Below are 17,243 nucleotides of genomic sequence, written 5' to 3' on the forward strand. Positions count from 1 at the left end.
CCGCGTTTCTCGTCCCTCTCCTGGTGACTCCTGGCCCGCTTTCAGGCAGGCTATGCCGGGTTTGCCATATCATTCAGGAAGAGGAAAGATGAAAAAGGCGATGTACGGGCTACTGGCCCTGTTTTTAGCCGTGCTATTGAGCGGCTGTAACCAATTGACGCAATACACCATCAGCGAACAAGAAGTGAATCAGGCGCTGCAAAAGCGCAATAACTTCGAAAAAGACGTCGGCGTTTCCGGGCTGGTGAATGCGCATATTGTGCTAAGCGATCTGAATAGCCAGATTGGCCGCGAAGAACCGGGCAAGATCACCCTTTCCGGTAAAGCCAACATCAATGTCAGCTCACTGTTTGGCCCACAGCAAGCAGAAATGCAGCTGAAGATGAAGGCACAGCCGGTGTTCAATGCGCAGGAAGGGGCAATTTACCTGCATGACATGGAGATCGTCGATGCCCAGGTGCAGCCGGAAAAAATGGCCTCAATAATGAAGACCTTGACCCCCTACCTGAATGAGTCGCTGAAGCGCTATTTCAATGAAAAACCGGCCTATGTGCTGAGTGAAGATCGCAGTAAAGGTGAAGCTTTGGCGAAGAAATTTGCCAAAGGCATTGAGGTAAAACCCGGACAACTGGTGATTCCGTTTACGGATTAACCGGCAAAACCGCACCTTCTGGTGCGGTTTTTCATGGCGGCAACAAAATCCCGTGCAAACGGTTGCTCACACCCTTATGATTACTCCCCGGCCTAAACGTGCCCTTTCGTTTTTTTCTTAGCCGGAGCCTTTTGAATGACAGCCCAACCTCAGAAAATCACCATTCGCCGCCCTGACGACTGGCACATCCATCTGCGCGATGGCGCGATGCTCAATGCAGTACTGCCTTATACCAGTGCGGTGAACGGTCGTGCGATTGTCATGCCAAACCTGGTTCCGCCAGTCACCAGCGTTGAAGCCGCTGTTGCTTATCGCGAACGCATTCTTGCCGCGCTGCCAGCAGAACACGCTTTCACGCCGCTGATGACCTGCTACCTCACGGATTCATTAGATCCGGATGAAATTGAACGCGGCTTCCGCAACGGCACGTTCACCGCCGCTAAGCTTTATCCCGCTCATGCCACCACGAACTCCAGCCATGGCGTCACCAATATTGATTCCATTGCCAAGGTGTTAGAGCGTATGCAGCAGCTCGGTATGCCGATGCTGGTTCATGGTGAAGTCACGGATTCCCATATCGATATTTTTGACCGCGAAGCACGCTTTATTGAAACCGTGCTGGAGCCGCTGCGTCAGCGCTTCCCGGCATTAAAAGTCGTCATGGAACACATTACGACCAAAGAAGCTGCGGAGTACCTCGCGGCAGGTAACGAATTGCTTGGTGCCACCATCACGCCTCAACACCTGATGTTCAACCGGAACCACATGCTGGTGGGCGGCGTGCGCCCGCATCTTTATTGCCTGCCGATTCTAAAACGAAATATCCATCAGGAAGCGCTGCGTAAATTGGTCGCCAGTGGCAACCGTCGCGTGTTCCTTGGCACGGATACCGCACCACATTTGCGCCATTTGAAAGAAGCCAGCTGCGGCTGCGCGGGCGTGTTTAACGCACCGACCTCTCTGCCGGCCTACGCCACGGTGTTTGAAGATTTGAATGCGCTGGAACACTTTGAGGCGTTCTGTTCAGAGAATGGTCCCAACTTCTATGGCTTGCCACTTAACGAAGGCACCTTAACCCTGGTGCGTGAATCCTGGGTAGTGCAGGAAAGCGTTCAGGTCGCCGACGATACACTGGTCCCCTTCCTGGCCGGTGAGACCCTCAACTGGCGCATAAAAGAATAACGTTGCATCTGTTGCCTTCGGCATAATTATACTGTACAAATAAACAGTATATTATCCCGGAGGCTTTTATGCGTGTTGAAATTACCGTTGCGAAAACTCAGCCCCTTCCCCCAGGCGCACTGGATGCACTCAGTGCAGAACTGACCCGCCGTATTTCTCGTGATTTCCCCGATGACGATCACCATGTCAAAGTCCGCTATGCCGGTGGCAACCAGCTCAGCGTATTCGGCGGCGGCAAAGACACGCGGGAGCGTATTAGCGATATTTTACAAGAAACGTGGGAAAGTGCAGACGACTGGTTTATTACTGATTAACTGCCGCAGTGCCGTTTTACCGGGTTTCGCCACCCGGTTTTTTTGTTTTTATTTCCCCCTCGCCAGATAAACTCGCTGCATCTAGACTCTGATCAAACGATCCCCTATTCTTGCCTCGTCATGCTTACAGGAGGTGTTTTACATGACTACTGAAAAACCAGAAGAGGCGATGACCTTTGGTGAGTTGCTGGCTTTAATTGCCGAACAACAGCGCCGTTTAACCGTGCTGGAAAACGCATTCGCCAGTTTAACGTTCTGTCTTGACGATCGTGCCAGTCAGTTACTGGTGCACAATCTGTCGCTCGAAGCACAAAACCAGAACCATGACGCACAGTTACAGCAGCATTTTACCCGGTTAGCGGAAGAGATTCAGAAGCGCAATGGCCAGTCGCCCGCAGAACCTCACGCCTGAGACCAGCACTTTCTCTCGTGCTGAGAGAGCCTAAAGTTTCTGGTTAGGTTCGCCGATAATGCTGTTACTGATTCGCCTAAGTTTATCGAATAAACGCCCGTCTCACTGGGCATGCTATTATTCGACGAAAGTCGCATTCTAAACGCAATTATTTTAGCTCAGATTTAGAACACCCCACTTTTTAACTATTGTACCGCCTGTTTCATGTTATAATTGTCCCGCTAGTGCAAGAAAAGCCGCATTGAACCTCAAGAAGCACTTCGTTTAACGAGTAATATGGAGGTTATAATGGACAGAAATAAAGACGTCATTCAGACTCATCCGCTGGTAGGATGGGACATCAGTACTGTAGACAGTTATGACGCCATGATGATCCGCCTGCACTCGCTATCATCGCAGGATCAGAAAGAAGAAGAAGCTGACGTGGGACCCACCTACTGGCTGACTACCGATGTAGCCAGACAGTTCATCTCGATACTCGAAGCTGGCATTGCAAAGATAGAGTCCACAGAGCAATACCTACGCGATAATCAAAAGCACTAACTTCTTATCTTCGCGTGAAAGGGCACCCAACAGGGTGCCTTTTTCATGGGCGCTCTCTTTTGGTATGCTGTTGAAAATTTTCGCCGTTTTGCAGGAGTGATGGGGTTATGGTTTATGATCTGATTGTGGTGGGCAGTGGATCGGTCGGGGCAGCCGCCGGTTTTTATGCCACCCAGGCTGGCTTATCCGTATTGATGATTGATAGTGCCCACCCGCCACACAACCAAGGCACGCACCATGGTGAAACCCGCTTGATCCGTCATGCATATGGTGAAGGTGAACGTTATGTACCCTTGGTGTTACGTGCACAAACCTTGTGGGACGAGCTGGAACAGCAGAGCGGTGAACGCATTATGCATCGCAGCGGTATTCTTAACCTCGCGCCCATCACTTCTTCGTTTATCCAGAACGTCATCGACAGCGCAAAAGCGTTTCAACTGGACGTGAAAGTGTTGCAGGCTGATGAGGTGCGCAAGCGCTGGCCGCAGGTTAGCGTACCAGACGGATACATTGGCGTATTTGAACCTCATTCCGGCTTCCTCAAATGTGAACAGGCCGTGCGCAGTTGGGTGCAATTGGCTGAGCATGCTGGCTGTGCCCAGCTGTTTAACTGTCCAGTGAGTGAAATTGGCCGCGATGGTGATCTTCAGCAGGTCACGACGCGTGACGGCGTGTTTCGCGCACGTAAGCTGCTTATCAGCGCCGGAACCTGGGTCAGCCAGTTAGTGAAAGATTTGCCAGTCACACCGGTGCGTAAAGTCTTCGCCTGGTATCAGGCTGACGGTCGTTACAGTGAGAACAACCAATTCCCTGGTTTCACCGTTGAGATGCCAGACGGTACTCATTTTTATGGCTTCCCTGCGGATAACAACGCCTTAAAAGTGGGTCGCCATGATGGCGGGCAGCCAATGCAAAAACCTGAGGACCGCAAGCCTTTTGGCAGCATCGCGGCGGATGGTAATGAAGCCTTTAGTTTCCTGCGCCAGTTCCTGCCCGGTGTGGGAGTTTGTTTACATGGTGAAGCGTGCAGCTATGACAACACGCCCGATGAAGACTTCATTATTGATACGCTGCCGGGCGAACCCAATCGTTTGATCATCACCGGGTTGAGTGGACACGGTTTTAAATTTGCCAGCGTGCTGGGTGAGCTTGCCAGCGAATTTGCGCAGGAAAAACCGTTCTCTTTCGACCTTACTCCATTTTCATTGGATCGATTCGCGTAAATTTTCCTGGTGCTGGCGCAGTGACGCGCCAGCCTGATTGACATAAACTGACGTTAATTGTTATTTCATTAAGCTTTGCCGCAAGCGATGACGCATTTGGTGTAGTAATTGCTCCTTTATTCATTTTTATCCTCACCGATAACACTCTGCATTCAATAATCCTGATTAACTTTTAAATAATCACTCATTTATTCCGAAGATCTTTTCATAAGTTATAGAAGAGTAAGCCTGATTGCTTTCACATTTCAAAATGTGGATGCTCATTGCTACTTATTTCCATCTCTGGTTCACGAACATGTGGCGTAATTCATCCCGACACTTCGGGCTCGTCTCCATTCTATTCCACTGGCTAATGGCGCTGGCTATTTACGGCATGTTTGCATTGGGTTTATGGATGGTTGGCTTAGGGTATTACGATGGCTGGTACCACAACGCTCCGGAAATACACAAAGGCATCGGTATCCTGTTGTTTGCCGCACTCCTGCTGCGCCTGTGCTGGCGTGTGATCTCCCCTCCTCCTGCGCCGCTCAAACAGTACTCACCGCAGGTGCGCCGTGCCGCCAGCGCCGCGCACTGGCTGCTGTATGGGCTGTTGCTGGTTCTCTTATTGAGCGGCTACCTCATCTCTACGGCCGATGGCAAACCTATTTCTGTTTTTGGCTGGTTCAATGTCCCTGCCCTGTTCAGTGGAGCCGGTGTTCAAGCTGACCTGGCGGGGGATGTGCATTTATGGCTGGCATGGAGTTTGGTGCTGCTTTCCACTCTGCATGCGCTTGCCGCATTGAAACACCATTTTATCGATCGAGATGTGACCCTAAAAAGGATGCTGGGTTACCGCATCCCCTTAACCTCTGAAAAGGAAAAGTAACATGTTAAAGAAAACGATATTGGCGTTGAGCGCCGCCGGTTTACTGAGCACCGGTTTTATGGCTAACGCTGCGGAGTATAAATTTGATAAAGAAGGCCAGCATGCCTTTGTGCAGTTCCGCATCCAGCACCTGGGTTACAGTTGGTTGTACGGCAGCTTTAAAGACTTTGACGGTACTTTTACCTTTGACGAAGCGAATCCAGCCGCAGATAAAGTTAATGTCACCCTCAATACTGCCAGCCTTGATACCAATCATGCTGAACGTGACAAACACCTCCGCAGTGCCGACTTCCTGAATACCGCAAAATTCCCGCAGGCCACTTTTGCCTCTACAGCGGTGAAAAAAGAGGGGCAGGATTATAAGATCACCGGCGATCTCACGCTGAATGGCGTGACGAAACCGATCACGCTGGATGCCAAATTAATCGGCGAGGGCAAAGATCCATGGGGCGGTTATCGTGCAGGATTTGAAGCCAGCGGCAATGTCGTCCTGAAAGAGTTTAATATCAGTAAAGATCTCGGACCCGCATCGCAAACGGCAGAACTGATCATTTCGGTGGAAGGCGTGCGTCAGTAACATATATATACCCTAAATACTTCGAGTCCCCTCATGGGGCCTACTCTTGGTGCAGGAAGGCAGCAACTGAACGAATCCCCGGGAGCATACACCAGTATGTGACTGGGGTGAGTGAAGGCAGCCAACGCACCTGCGGCTTGAAGTATGACGGGTATATAGCCTGAAGTCAGGTGACCTCAGGCTGTTAAGCGATTACTTCTTCTCGGGTACAGGGATGGCCATGGTCATGTTCAGTAATCCGCGAGATTTATTGAACACTTTATTGCCATTTTCCCGACCAGCACGGCGTGCGCGCTGCTCTTCAGGTTCCAGTTTTGACTCTTCCATGCAGATAGGGCTGCAGCAGTTATGGTACTTCTCTGCGCAGCTTGGGCACTGAATAAACAGCAGATGGCAGCCGTCATTGACGCAGTTAGTATGGCTATCGCAAGGCGCGCCACACTGGTGGCAGCTGGAAAGAATATCGTCGGAAATACGCTCCCCCATGCGTTCATCAAAGACAAAGTTTTTGCCTTTGAAACGCACCGGTAACCCTTGCTCACGGGCACGACGGGTATATTCAATAATGCCGCCCTCAATGTGTGACACATCGTTGAAGCCGTTGTGTTTCATCCACGCGCTGGCTTTTTCACAGCGAATGCCGCCGGTGCAGTACATGACAATTTTTTTGTCTTTCTGGTCTTGCAGCATATCCACTGCCATCGGCAGTTGATCGCGGAACGTATCAGCCGGGACTTCAATGGCATTATCGAAATGCCCCACTTCAAATTCGTAGTGATTACGCATATCGACAAAAACCACTTCCGGGTCGTCGAGCAAGGCATTCACGTCCGCGGCTTTCAAATAGGCGCCGACATCGCTGGCATCAAAACTCGTGTCTTCTATCCCGTCCGCGACAATACGTTCGCGCACTTTAAGACGTAACACCCAGAATGATTTACCGTCATCGTCTAACGCAATGTTCATACGCAGATTGTTGAACGCCGGGTCAAACGCATACAGCGCAGCCTTCATAGCTTCATACTGGCTGGCGGGCACACTGATTTGCGCGTTGATCCCTTCGTGCGCCACGTACACGCGGCCAAACACCTTGAGCCTGGTCATCTCAACATAGAGGGCGTCACGGAATGCTTTAGGGTCGGCAATCTGGAAGTATTTATAAAAAGAGACTGTGGTACGTGGTTCGGTTTCCGCCAACATACGTTCTTTCAGCTCTTTATTGGAAACGAGGTTGTGTAACACTGGCATGGTGTTCTTCCTGTTAGCAATCAGAGAAATTTAGCGCGCACATGATACCTGAATTCACCCTGAAGCAAAGCCCCAGGAAGGATTATCCTGATAGCCGTGATTACGGGCGCAGTTCTGCGCTGCCATTGCTATTTAATGCGCAAAGCTGCTGCCTTTCACCAACGTGCAAGCTATGCTTGATTTCAGTCAGCAAGAAAAAATGGCATAATCGCGGCAAATAACAGAAACCGGACTCTCTGGCACAAGACGCAGGATACTGACATTTCAATGACTCAACTTCCCCAATTTACTCGTGAGCTTCTTCATCCACGTTACTGGTTTACCTGGATTGGCATTGGTTTCCTCTACCTGTTGGTATTACTCCCCTACCCGGTTTTGCACGCGTTTGGCTGTGGTCTGGGTCGTGTAGCGATGCGCTTCATGAAACGGCGTGTTGAAGTAGCGCAACGTAACCTTGAACTCTGTTTCCCTGACATGCCCACCAACGAACGTGAGGCGATGGTAAAGCATAATTTTGAATCGGTGGGAATGGGGCTGATTGAAACAGGTATGGCGTGGTTCTGGCCAGACTGGCGCATCCAGAAATGGGTGAAGACCACTGGGCTTGAGCATGTGGCTAATGCCTTGGCCGAGAAGCGCGGCATTTTACTGATTGGCATGCATTTTCTCACCCTTGAACTGGGCGCGCGCGTGTTTGGCATGCACAATCCGGGCATCGGTGTTTACCGCCCTAACGACAACAAGTTGATTGACTGGCTGCAGACGTGGGGAAGAATGCGCTCCAATAAAAGCATGCTTGATCGTAAGGATCTTAAAGGCATGATTCGCGCCATGAAGAACAATGACATCATCTGGTATGCACCCGACCATGATTATGGTCCACGCAGCAGCGTGTTTGCGCCGTTCTTCGCCGTGCAGGATGCCGCAACCACCACTGGCACGCATATGCTGATTCGCCTGGGCAATCCCAGCGTGGTGCCTTTTCTGGCGCGCCGCCTGCCCAATGGACGCGGCTATGAATTAAAGATGATGCCCGACATTCGTGCGAAGTTCTCACTGGAAAGCGAGCTTGATACAGCAGTTGTGATGAATAAAGTGGTGGAAGAGTCCGTTCTACTCGCACCAGAACAATACATGTGGCTGCATCGTCGTTTCAAAACCCGCCCCGAAGGTCAACCATCTCTGTATTAATGTGATGTGGAGCACACTTTGTGTTCCACTGTTTTCCGTGTGAATTTGCCTTATATCACGATGATATCCGCTCAAATTAGGTAAAACTGGACCAGTCGGAACTCAGGCTGAATGTTTCGTTGGTACCAGTTTTAACTTTATTCGATGTGATAAAGCATCAGTAGCGATGCAGAATCTTAATCTTTGTTAACAAAATGTGAACATCCAACCACGCAACTTATTGAAATTAGCTCTATCAGCATCAACGCCATTTACTGATTGAAATATGCTCGCACGGATCTGATTTTCATCAATTCCAGGCCTATTCCTATTTAATATTGCTGAATGCTTTGGCTCCGCTTATCAATGCAGTAAAATTAACTTACTTAACAAGGTATTGTCTTAGTGCCTGGCCACTATATGCCACTTTGATGCATTTATAACTATCCTTATTCCATTCTGGAATTTGTCCGCGAAATCGATTCCAGTTAGTTTCAACCGTGACAGTTAGTTCAATAACTGCCCTTCTAAAAATATAAAAAGATTACACACAGCAAATATATCGCAGGTACTTATAATATGAATAAAGGCATCTATTACTACGTAACGATCAGTACCGATCAGGAAGGCTATCACCTTCTGCATCGGAAAGAGTGTAAACGTCTACCCGTAAAGGAGGATATGGTTTTTATCGGTACGCTCTATAATTTAAATCAGGCTTTATCGACCGCGAGAATTAATTTTAAAAAGGTGAAACCCTGTATTAAATGCTGCATCCGTTATTCTGCCCCAATTATTCGCGAGTCTGTACGTCCTGTACTGCACTTCCCGCAAAAGATGATATAAACGGTATGGGTGGTTGAATTTTCCTCAACCACCCACCGTTATTTTCTCGCCGCTCTGCACGCTGCCATTTTTTTGTCTATTCTTCTGTGAAATCCTCTTTCAAGCGACAAGGAGTTCACCATGAATCTGTTTAGCACCCTCGAAGAAGCCATTGAAGCTGCACGTGAAGAGTTTCTTGCCAGCCAATCTGATATCACAGCAGACGATGCCAGTTTGAGTCAGTTCGCGCTGCAAAAGTATGTCATGCAAGATGGCGACACTATGTGGCAGGCCGAGTTTTTTGCCGACGAAGAAGGCCAGGGAGAATGCCTGCCCATCTGCAACGGCGATGCAGCACAGGCGGTGTTTGACGGTGATTTCGACGAGGTTGAACTGCGACAGGAGTGGCAGTCAGAAAATACCTTGCATGAGTGGGATGAAGGCGAGTTCCAGCTTGAACCTCCGCGTGACCTCGAAGAAGGCGAGGCTGCCGCGGAAGAGTGGGAAGATGATGATAGCCCCTCAGACAACTGGGCCTAAGCTTATTCGTACGGGCCATGATGGGCATCAACCGGTAATAGCAGGGTGTCCATCACCAGCGACAGCGGCAAGTCTAATATGGTCAGTACGCGCCAGGGCCCGTCACGGACATCCCACTGTACGCCGGGATAATATTGGCTACCGTGCCCTTGGCCAGGAATGGTGCGGCTGATAATACTGCCGCAACCGCTCAACAGCAGAATGGCGGCACTGAGCGCGGTTATTTTCAGGAAATCTTTCACAACATTTACTCACAATGAACTGACGCCAGTTTAACCGCCTGCATAGGCAAACAACTATATCTCAATGCGTAAAGATTACGTTAGTCAGAATCATGACCAAAAAAAGCGGCATTTCTGCCGCTTTTTCGATTTCCCATCTTAACGCTGAGGCAATGCCTCAGGATTGAGTTTCAGCTTTTGATAGCTCTCCACCCACTGATGGTATTTATCCGCACTTTCCCACAAACGTGAATGCACGCGTGCCAGCACCACCGGGTCACTGATTAACTGCAAGCGTTGCTCGCGGTTCAGTTTTTCTGGTGCATCGCTCAAGGCCTGATCGACGCGACGATCACGTGCATGATCCAGCAAGGTACTTTGCTTATGACGTGAGGTCGCCATGGCTGTCGCCAGCGCGTTAAACGCCGGGTTAAACAGTGCATGCATAAAGCCATTCTTCAGCGCGCGCTGGCGGTTCACCTGTAAGTAGTGATCGGTATCGACCAGCTCTTTCGGCGGCTCATACTCTTCCGGAATCAGGAACAGTTTGGCGTTCTTACTTTTCTGCCCCACAGTGGCACGGCTCGACATCACCGAGACAAAGGGTGACAGAATCAGTGAGAACACAATCGGCGCCAACCACCACAGGAAATTGAGATCCAGCACGCCCATCCCCACTGCCCAGACAATACCTAACAGCATTTGCGAACCATGGCGACGGAAAGCTTCACCCCATGGCGTGGCATCGTCGTCACGCTGCGGTGAGTTCCAGACCACTTCCCAACCCAGGAAGGCGCTGACCACAAACACCGTGTGGAACAGCATACGCACCGGCGCTAACAGCACCGAGAACAACATTTCCAGTATCAGTGAGCAGAATAAGCGGATGGCGCCACCATAAGGTTTTGCCCCTTTACACCAGATCAGCACGACACTGAGCAGTTTCGGCAGGAACAGCAGCACCAAAGTGGTAGAGAACAGCGCAATTGCCAGATCAGGACGCCACTGCGGCCACACCGGGAACAGCTGGCGCGGTTGCAGGAAGTAGGTCGGCTCCATGAGCGTATGCACCACCTGCAAAGCGGTGGACAAGGCGAGGAACATAAACCACAACGGCGCTGACAGGTAAGACATCACCCCGGTCAGGAACACCGCACGGTGCACCGGGTGCATACCTTTCACCAGGAACAGGCGGAAGTTCATCAGGTTACCGTGACACCAGCGACGGTCACGCTTCAGTTCATCCAGCAAGTTCGGCGGCAACTCTTCATAAGAGCCAGGCAGATCATAGGCGATCCACACTCCCCAACCGGCACGGCGCATTAAGGCCGCTTCAACGAAGTCATGCGACAGGATCGAGCCCGCGAAGGAACCTTCACCCGGTAGCGGTGCCAGCGCACAGTGTTCGATAAACGGCTGAACACGGATGATGGCGTTATGGCCCCAGTAGTGCGACTCCCCTAACTGCCAGAAGTGCAGACCGGCCGTAAACAGCGGACCATATACACGCGTGGCAAACTGCTGACAGCGAGCATACAGGGTATCCATACCGGACGCTTTAGGTGACGACTGGATGATACCGGCGTTCGGGTTCGCTTCCATCATGCGCACCAGACCGCACAGGCACTCACCGCTCATTACGCTATCGGCATCCAGCACCACCATGTAGCTGTAGTTGCTTCCCCAGCGACGGCAGAAGTCATCGATGTTGCCACTTTTACGCTTCACACGGCGACGGCGACGGCGGTAGAAAATCTTCCCTGCCCCACCGACATCACGCACCAGCTCCATCCACGCTTTCTGCTCGGCGATGGCAATATCGGCATCGTAGCTGTCGCTCAGGATATAAACATCGAAGTGCTCGGCATTACCGGTACGCTGCACCGATTCCCAGGTGGCACGCAGTCCGGCGAACACACGCTCAACATCCTCATTACAGATAGGCATGATCAACGCAGTACGGTGTTCAGGATTGAGTGGTTCATCACCGGTGGTGGAATAGGAGATGCTGTACTTATCGCGGCCAATCAGCAGTTGCAGGAACCCCATTAAGGCAGTCCAGAAACCGGCGGAGACCCAGCAGAACAGAATCGCAAACAGGAACAAGATTCCGGTTTGTAATATGTACGGCAGGATCAGCTCAACCGACTGCAACCAGTTCTGGTTAAACAACTCGATCGGATCGAGCAGTGTCCAGCCCTGATAAGGCAGAATGGTCTTCATGTACCAGGTGGCAACCACAGTCTGCAACAGCGTCAGGATCAGCAGCACGTAACGACGCATAGAACCCACATGGCGCCATTTGTCTTCCGTCTTCTGTTCTTCTGCCGTGGCATAGCGCGGGGTGGATTTCTGACCACGCAGTGAATCCCAGGCGCGGGCAATCGGGTTAGTCCGCCAGATTTCCGGGAACATCAGCGATCGCTTCACTTTTGGCATCGCCTTCAGTGTGGTGCGGTCAAGATAATCCTTGCTGAGCTGTTGGCCATCTGCCAGCGAATCCGGCCAGGCCATTTGCACGCGGGATGACACCGATTTGAGCGGCGCATCGTCCGGGCGCTCGCTGGCGGCGTTATCCTGCCCTAGCGACGTATGAATAGCGTGGAACGCCTGAGCATGCTGAAGCGAATCGCTCAGACGAGCCCGCCCTGCCGCATCTAGCGGCAGAGCTTCCACGTAAGATTGAGGTAGAAATATCGATTTATTCATTGGCAGGTAACTGATAGCTCCAGGTTTCCGTCAATGTCTTGTCGCCGCTCACCAGCGCCGCACGCATTTCGGTCGGCTGCTTGTTATCTTTCACGCGCAGACGCAACACTAAACGCCAGCCTTTGGTGACCGGGTTGTAGCGTACGCTTTGCTCAACCACATCGGCGTTATTGCCCACACTGACCTGCGGCGCGACTTGCGTATTGTCAGGCAGCTTGCTCATCGCTTTACCGACGAAATCGATGGTAAAGGCGATGGAGCCATCTGGCTGACGCACCAGATTAGACTGTTTAACATCACCTGCTGAACGCAGCGTGTTTTTCACCCATGCCACATCATCTTGATGCAACAGGTTTTCATCACGCGTGAAGTGCAGGCGATACTGGAAGTTCATCTCTTTGCCTGGATCAGGCAGTTTTTCCGGCGTCCAGAACGCAACGATGTTGTCGTTGGTTTCATCGGCGGTCGGGATTTCAACCAGCTCAACACGGCCTTTGCCCCAGTCACCCATTGGCTCAACCCAGCCACTTGGGCGCAGGTCGTAGCGATCGTCGAGATCCTGATAGTGGCTGAAGTCACGACCACGTTGCAGCAGACCGAAACCTTTCGGGTTTTCGATGGTGAAGGTGCTCACCGCTAAATGTTTCGGGTTATTCAGCGGGCGCCAAATCCACTCACCGTTACCCGCGTGAATCGACAGGCCATTGGAGTCATGCAATTCATTACGGAAATTGGTGACTGGCGATGGCTGATTAGCGCCAAACAGGAACATGCTGGTCAGCGGTGCTACACCCAGTTTGCCGACGTTGTCACGCAGGTAGACTTTCGACTGCACATCAACCGTCGATTCTTTGCCCGGCTTGATGATAAAGCGATAGGCACCGGCGGCACGCGGTGAATCCAGCAGTGCATAGATCACCAGCTGTTTGTCCTGCGGTTTTGGACGTTCAATCCAGAACTCTTTAAAGCGCGGGAACTCTTCACCTGACGGCAACGCCGTATCAATGGCTAAACCACGCGCTGAAAGACCATAAACCTGGCCTTCACCAATCACACGGAAGTAGCTGGCGCCGAGGAAACTGGCAATCTCGTCGTCTTTACCCTTTTTGTTCAGCGGGTACAGCACCTTGAAACCGGCAAAGCCGAGATTTTTAACCGAATCAGCATCGTGTTTCACGTTGCCGAAGTTGAAATAGTCGGGGTTGTATTTGATTTCGCGAACAGAAGACGCCGTGACTTCATTAATTTTCACTGGCGTATCGAAATACATGCCCTGATGATAAAATTCGAGCTTAAACGGCGTACGCAGTTTGCCCCAGTATGCTTTGTCGTGGTTAAACTGGATTTGCTGATAATCCGCAAATTTCATATCACGAAACTGAGAGGGTAAATTGCTCTTCGGCGCTTCGTAACCTTTCCCTGCCAACGCCTTGGCTTGTTTTGCCACATCATCAATGTTGAACGCCCAGCTATTGTTGGCGTACAACGCCAGCAGAACTGCCGCGCCTACCCAGCGCATTTTTACCAGTCCCACTTTATTATTCACTTTATTTAGCACATCCCCCCCTTTCGTGCGCTCAAATCAAACCTGTTTATCTTAAAGGATTATTCGGTTTTCCGACAGCATATGCATAAGATTGTTCCGCTGATTTGTAAGCTAAAAGCGTGCTTTTCGGATAATTAAACCCTTCAGGTTAAGATACAGAATCACCTGATAGTATACGCTGTTTACAGGCGGTAGAATTTTCATCCAGCATAATCTGGTTTCAGGGCGAAACCGGCAAGTAAACTGACAAATTGGAAGCTTATGAGTTCAGCAAAACCCGAACGCGAATATTTTCTCGACTCCATCCGAGCATATTTGATGTTATTAGGCGTACCCTTTCACGTCTCTCTGATTTACTCCACTCAGCGCTGGGCTGTTAACAGCCAGGATGCCTCTATGTGGTTGACGGTGTTGAATGATTTTATTCACGCGTTCCGCATGCAGGTCTTCTTCGTTATATCCGGTTATTTTTCTTACATGCTCTATCTGCGCTATAAGCCGCAACGCTGGTTGAAGGTGCGCATGGAGCGTGTTGGCATCCCCCTTTTGACCGCCATTCCGCTGATTACGTTGCCGCAGTTTTTTATGCTAAAAAACCTCACGGATAAGGTAGGGAATTGGGATAGCTTTTCGCTGTATGACAAGTACAACACCCTGGCCTGGGAACTGATTTCTCACCTGTGGTTTTTGCTGGTACTGGTGATCCTGACAGCATTGGGAATGTTGACGTTCCGTTGGTTACGTACCCAGCAACGCCGCATTGATTATCAGCAGGTTGGCTGGGGGAAATTGACGCTGGCCTTTTTGGCTTATGCGCTGCTATGGTGCCTGTTCCGCCGCGCCCTGTTTTATACCGTACCCGCGGTTTTCGCCGACGGTTTGTTTAGCGTAGCCGTGATGCAAACTCTGACGTTCTTGCCGTTCTTTATGCTGGGTGCATTGGCCTGGAAGCATCAGGCACTGAAAGCGCTGTTTGTACGTTTCAACCCGGTGATGTGCTTTGGTGCTATCGCCGTGTTTATTGCTTACAGCTTGAATCAGCGCTACAGCAGCGGCGACGGTTGGTTATATGAAATTGATGCCATTGTCTCAACCCTTATGGGGTTGTGCATGTTGAATGTCTGTTTTTGCTTTGGTCACAAGCTGCTGAACAGCCATTCACCGCGCATTATGTATCTGGTCAATGCCTCGCTGTTTATCTACCTGGTGCACCATCCACTGACCATTTTGTACGGTATTTACGTTGTGCCGCACATCAGCAGCAACACGCTGGGCTTCTTTGTCGGTTTGGCTATGGTGTTTGGTATCGCCTTTAGCCTGTACGAAATCCATCTACGTATCCCGCTACTGCGCTTCCTGTTTTCGGGTAAGCCGCAACGTAAATAGTGACTTGGTGAGTTAAATCACCCACTGCCCAGCCTGCTCATGAGCTTCAGTGCGAGTTGTAAAAAAGGGCACATTGCCTGAAGCTCTGACGCCTCTGCTGCCCCCTCAGGGCTATCCGCAGCGCTGAGGGGGCAGTAGTGGCGGCAGAGCCCGCACTGAAAAGAAAGGCCACTTATCAATAAGCAGCCTGAGTTCTTAACTGACGAGCATTACGCAGTACATGAGTGATGCGCGAAGAATCTCGCCGCTACAGCAACCACTCTACCGGTAAGCGCCAGACCAATCGCACCAACAGTCGTTGCATCAAGGTGCACTGTGGTTCGTGTTTGTGCACCACTTCGCCCGACTCCCCTTCGTACTCCACCCAGTTCACGCGCCCCCAGCTATCCAGCCGAAGAGTCCAGGCACGATCGCGCATCCCGGCAATAAAGCGCTGATGGGTTTGCTGCGCCAAGGTTTCACTTTCAATCACCAACCCCATTTCGGTATTTAACACCGCCGATCGCGGATCAAAATTAAACGAGCCAATAAACACCTTTCGGTTATCCACGGTGAACGTTTTGGCGTGCAAACTTGAACCTGAGTTACCGGTCAAACCGCGGTCGTGCGGCGCTTCGCTGGCATTGTCTTGAGGCTTCATCTCATACAGCGCAATGCCGTGGCGCAGTAATTTTTTGCGCCAGCGCGCATAACCGGCGTGGACGACCGAGACATCGTTTGCCGCCAGCGAGTTGGTCAGGACTGCAATTTTTACACCACGCCTTTTTAAGGCGAGCAATTGAGCCACACCCGCGCGCGTCGGCACAAAATAGGCTGAAATAATGTCGAATTGCTGCTGTGGAGTGCCGATCACCTCCAGCATACGCTGCGGTAGCAGGCTGGAGCGCTTGGCCTTACCTAACCCTTTGCGCGGGTCGTCGCTTAACAACCGCGATTCCGCCCAGGTCATCTGCATAGAGCCCTGCTCCATCTGGCTGACAAAAGATGAGTGTTCCAGCCTGGCAAGATAGCGCTGCACTGCCTCGCTCTGCTGCCATTCCGCCGGCAAACGCACCGCTTGATGCGCATCGCCAGAGACATCGACCACGCTGCGCAATGGCGAAACCGCTTTACTGTTCCAGTACCGCTCAAAATCGTGCGCCACCTGTTGCACCACCGGCCCTATTGCCAGCACGTCCAGGTCAGTGAACAGCGGCTCGTCACCGGTACCAAAATATTCATCGCCGATATTGCGGCCCCCCACCAGCGTCACCGCGCCATCTACCGTCAGGCTCTTATTATGCATACGGCGATTAAGACGAGCGAAATCGGTTAAATAACCCAGCGCACGCAATGTGCGAAAGGAAAAGGGGTTGAATAGCCGCACGGCAATATTGGGATGGCGATCAAGCTCGGCCAGCGTGTTATCGAGGCCTGGCGTGTTGTTATCATCCAGCAGCAAACGTACTTTAACGCCACGTTCAGCGGCATCCAACAATGCGCTAAACAGCAATCGACCCGACATATCGTTGTGCCAGATGTAGTACTGCACATCGATAGTGTGCTGCGCCATGCCCATCACCAGGTATCGCGCAGCAAAAGCATCCAGCCCATCGTTGAGCGGATGAATACCGCTCATATCCGGATGCAGCGCACAGCGCGCATCAATAATTTCTCGTAACCCCTCTCCTGCCGGCGATGGGTATTGCACAGGTGCTGCTTCACTCATATCGAATCCCTGAATTCGCTGGATCTATTATTGTTGGTATGACCGCGCCTCACGGCAATCAGAGGCTTCTGCATCCGCCCGCTAACGCGACATGCATTTAAAGTCTAGACTTAGGCTTG

General features: G+C 51.2%; 17 protein-coding genes. 12 read left to right on the forward strand and 5 right to left on the reverse strand.

All coding sequences use genetic code 11. The annotated features are described in order from the left end of the window. The first annotated feature begins 88 nt into the window (after positions 1–88). The 8 genes from PSSD_RS16485 to PSSD_RS16520 all read left to right on the forward strand — a co-directional run bounded on the left by PSSD_RS16485 (position 89) and on the right by PSSD_RS16520 (position 5,771). Positions 89–652: a lipoprotein gene (locus tag PSSD_RS16485; RefSeq protein WP_039333614.1), complete on the forward strand. Its 564-nt coding sequence runs from the start codon at positions 89–91 to the stop codon at positions 650–652. Positions 653–787: 135 nt separating this feature from the next. Continuing rightward, positions 788–1,834, forward strand: a complete 1,047-nt coding sequence (gene pyrC / locus PSSD_RS16490; RefSeq protein ID WP_058972972.1) for a dihydroorotase — start codon at positions 788–790, stop codon at positions 1,832–1,834. Between the two features lie 68 nt (positions 1,835–1,902). Then, entirely contained in the window at positions 1,903–2,148 is a 246-nt protein-coding gene (dinI, locus tag PSSD_RS16495) for a DNA damage-inducible protein I (RefSeq protein ID WP_039337104.1), read from the forward strand. 142 nt (positions 2,149–2,290) lie between these two features. Further along, positions 2,291–2,560 (forward strand): hypothetical protein, encoded by a 270-nt coding sequence (locus PSSD_RS16500; protein ID WP_058972973.1) that lies wholly within the window; start codon positions 2,291–2,293, stop codon positions 2,558–2,560. Between the two features lie 288 nt (positions 2,561–2,848). Then, positions 2,849–3,103: a biofilm formation regulator BssS gene (gene bssS / locus PSSD_RS16505; RefSeq protein ID WP_013508627.1), complete on the forward strand. Its 255-nt coding sequence runs from the start codon at positions 2,849–2,851 to the stop codon at positions 3,101–3,103. A 107-nt stretch (positions 3,104–3,210) separates the two neighbouring features. Further along, entirely contained in the window at positions 3,211–4,326 is a 1,116-nt protein-coding gene (gene solA, locus PSSD_RS16510; RefSeq protein WP_058972974.1) for an N-methyl-L-tryptophan oxidase, read from the forward strand. A 295-nt stretch (positions 4,327–4,621) separates the two neighbouring features. Next, positions 4,622–5,194, forward strand: a complete 573-nt coding sequence (locus PSSD_RS16515) for a cytochrome b (protein WP_058972986.1) — start codon at positions 4,622–4,624, stop codon at positions 5,192–5,194. 1 nt (position 5,195) lies between these two features. Continuing rightward, complete coding sequence (locus PSSD_RS16520) at positions 5,196–5,771, forward strand: YceI family protein (protein WP_058972975.1); 576 nt, start codon at positions 5,196–5,198, stop codon at positions 5,769–5,771. 192 nt (positions 5,772–5,963) lie between these two features. Here PSSD_RS16520 and trhO read toward each other — a convergent pair whose 3' ends face one another. Further along, entirely contained in the window at positions 5,964–7,019 is a 1,056-nt protein-coding gene (gene trhO, locus PSSD_RS16525; protein ID WP_039337098.1) for an oxygen-dependent tRNA uridine(34) hydroxylase TrhO, read from the reverse strand. Between the two features lie 267 nt (positions 7,020–7,286). Between trhO and PSSD_RS16530 the strand changes: the two genes are divergently transcribed. The 3 genes from PSSD_RS16530 to PSSD_RS16540 all read left to right on the forward strand — a co-directional run bounded on the left by PSSD_RS16530 (position 7,287) and on the right by PSSD_RS16540 (position 9,554). Next, positions 7,287–8,210 (forward strand): Kdo(2)-lipid IV(A) acyltransferase, encoded by a 924-nt coding sequence (locus PSSD_RS16530; protein WP_039337097.1) that lies wholly within the window; start codon positions 7,287–7,289, stop codon positions 8,208–8,210. Positions 8,211–8,768: 558 nt separating this feature from the next. Then, the gene (locus PSSD_RS28145; RefSeq protein ID WP_034820172.1) at positions 8,769–9,035 is read left to right on the forward strand and encodes a hypothetical protein; all 267 of its coding nucleotides are present in this window, start codon (positions 8,769–8,771) and stop codon (positions 9,033–9,035) included. Between the two features lie 120 nt (positions 9,036–9,155). Continuing rightward, positions 9,156–9,554, forward strand: coding sequence for a MysB family protein (locus PSSD_RS16540; RefSeq protein ID WP_058972976.1), 399 nt, complete (start codon positions 9,156–9,158; stop codon positions 9,552–9,554). Between the two features lie 2 nt (positions 9,555–9,556). Here the strand turns inward: PSSD_RS16540 and PSSD_RS16545 are convergent, their stop codons facing one another. The 3 genes from PSSD_RS16545 to PSSD_RS16555 form a co-directional block, all read right to left on the reverse strand. Next, positions 9,557–9,796: a YceK/YidQ family lipoprotein gene (locus tag PSSD_RS16545; protein WP_039337093.1), complete on the reverse strand. Its 240-nt coding sequence runs from the start codon at positions 9,794–9,796 to the stop codon at positions 9,557–9,559. A gap of 138 nt (positions 9,797–9,934) precedes the next feature. Then, positions 9,935–12,484 (reverse strand): glucans biosynthesis glucosyltransferase MdoH, encoded by a 2,550-nt coding sequence (gene mdoH, locus PSSD_RS16550; RefSeq protein ID WP_039337092.1) that lies wholly within the window; start codon positions 12,482–12,484, stop codon positions 9,935–9,937. Next, positions 12,477–14,012 (reverse strand): glucan biosynthesis protein G, encoded by a 1,536-nt coding sequence (locus PSSD_RS16555; protein WP_201023826.1) that lies wholly within the window; start codon positions 14,010–14,012, stop codon positions 12,477–12,479. The genes mdoH and PSSD_RS16555 overlap by 8 nt, the downstream gene beginning before the upstream one ends. A gap of 279 nt (positions 14,013–14,291) precedes the next feature. Here PSSD_RS16555 and mdoC point away from each other — a divergent pair, with 279 nt between their 5' ends. After that, positions 14,292–15,416, forward strand: a complete 1,125-nt coding sequence (mdoC, locus tag PSSD_RS16560; RefSeq protein ID WP_058972978.1) for a glucans biosynthesis protein MdoC — start codon at positions 14,292–14,294, stop codon at positions 15,414–15,416. 247 nt (positions 15,417–15,663) lie between these two features. Here the strand turns inward: mdoC and PSSD_RS16565 are convergent, their stop codons facing one another. Beyond that, positions 15,664–17,124: a phospholipase D-like domain-containing protein gene (locus PSSD_RS16565; RefSeq protein WP_058972979.1), complete on the reverse strand. Its 1,461-nt coding sequence runs from the start codon at positions 17,122–17,124 to the stop codon at positions 15,664–15,666. Positions 17,125–17,243: the final 119 nt, after the last annotated feature.

It is taken from the genome of Type-D symbiont of Plautia stali, from assembly GCF_001485335.1.
Taxonomy (GTDB): Bacteria; Pseudomonadota; Gammaproteobacteria; order Enterobacterales; family Enterobacteriaceae; genus Pantoea; species Pantoea vagans_C.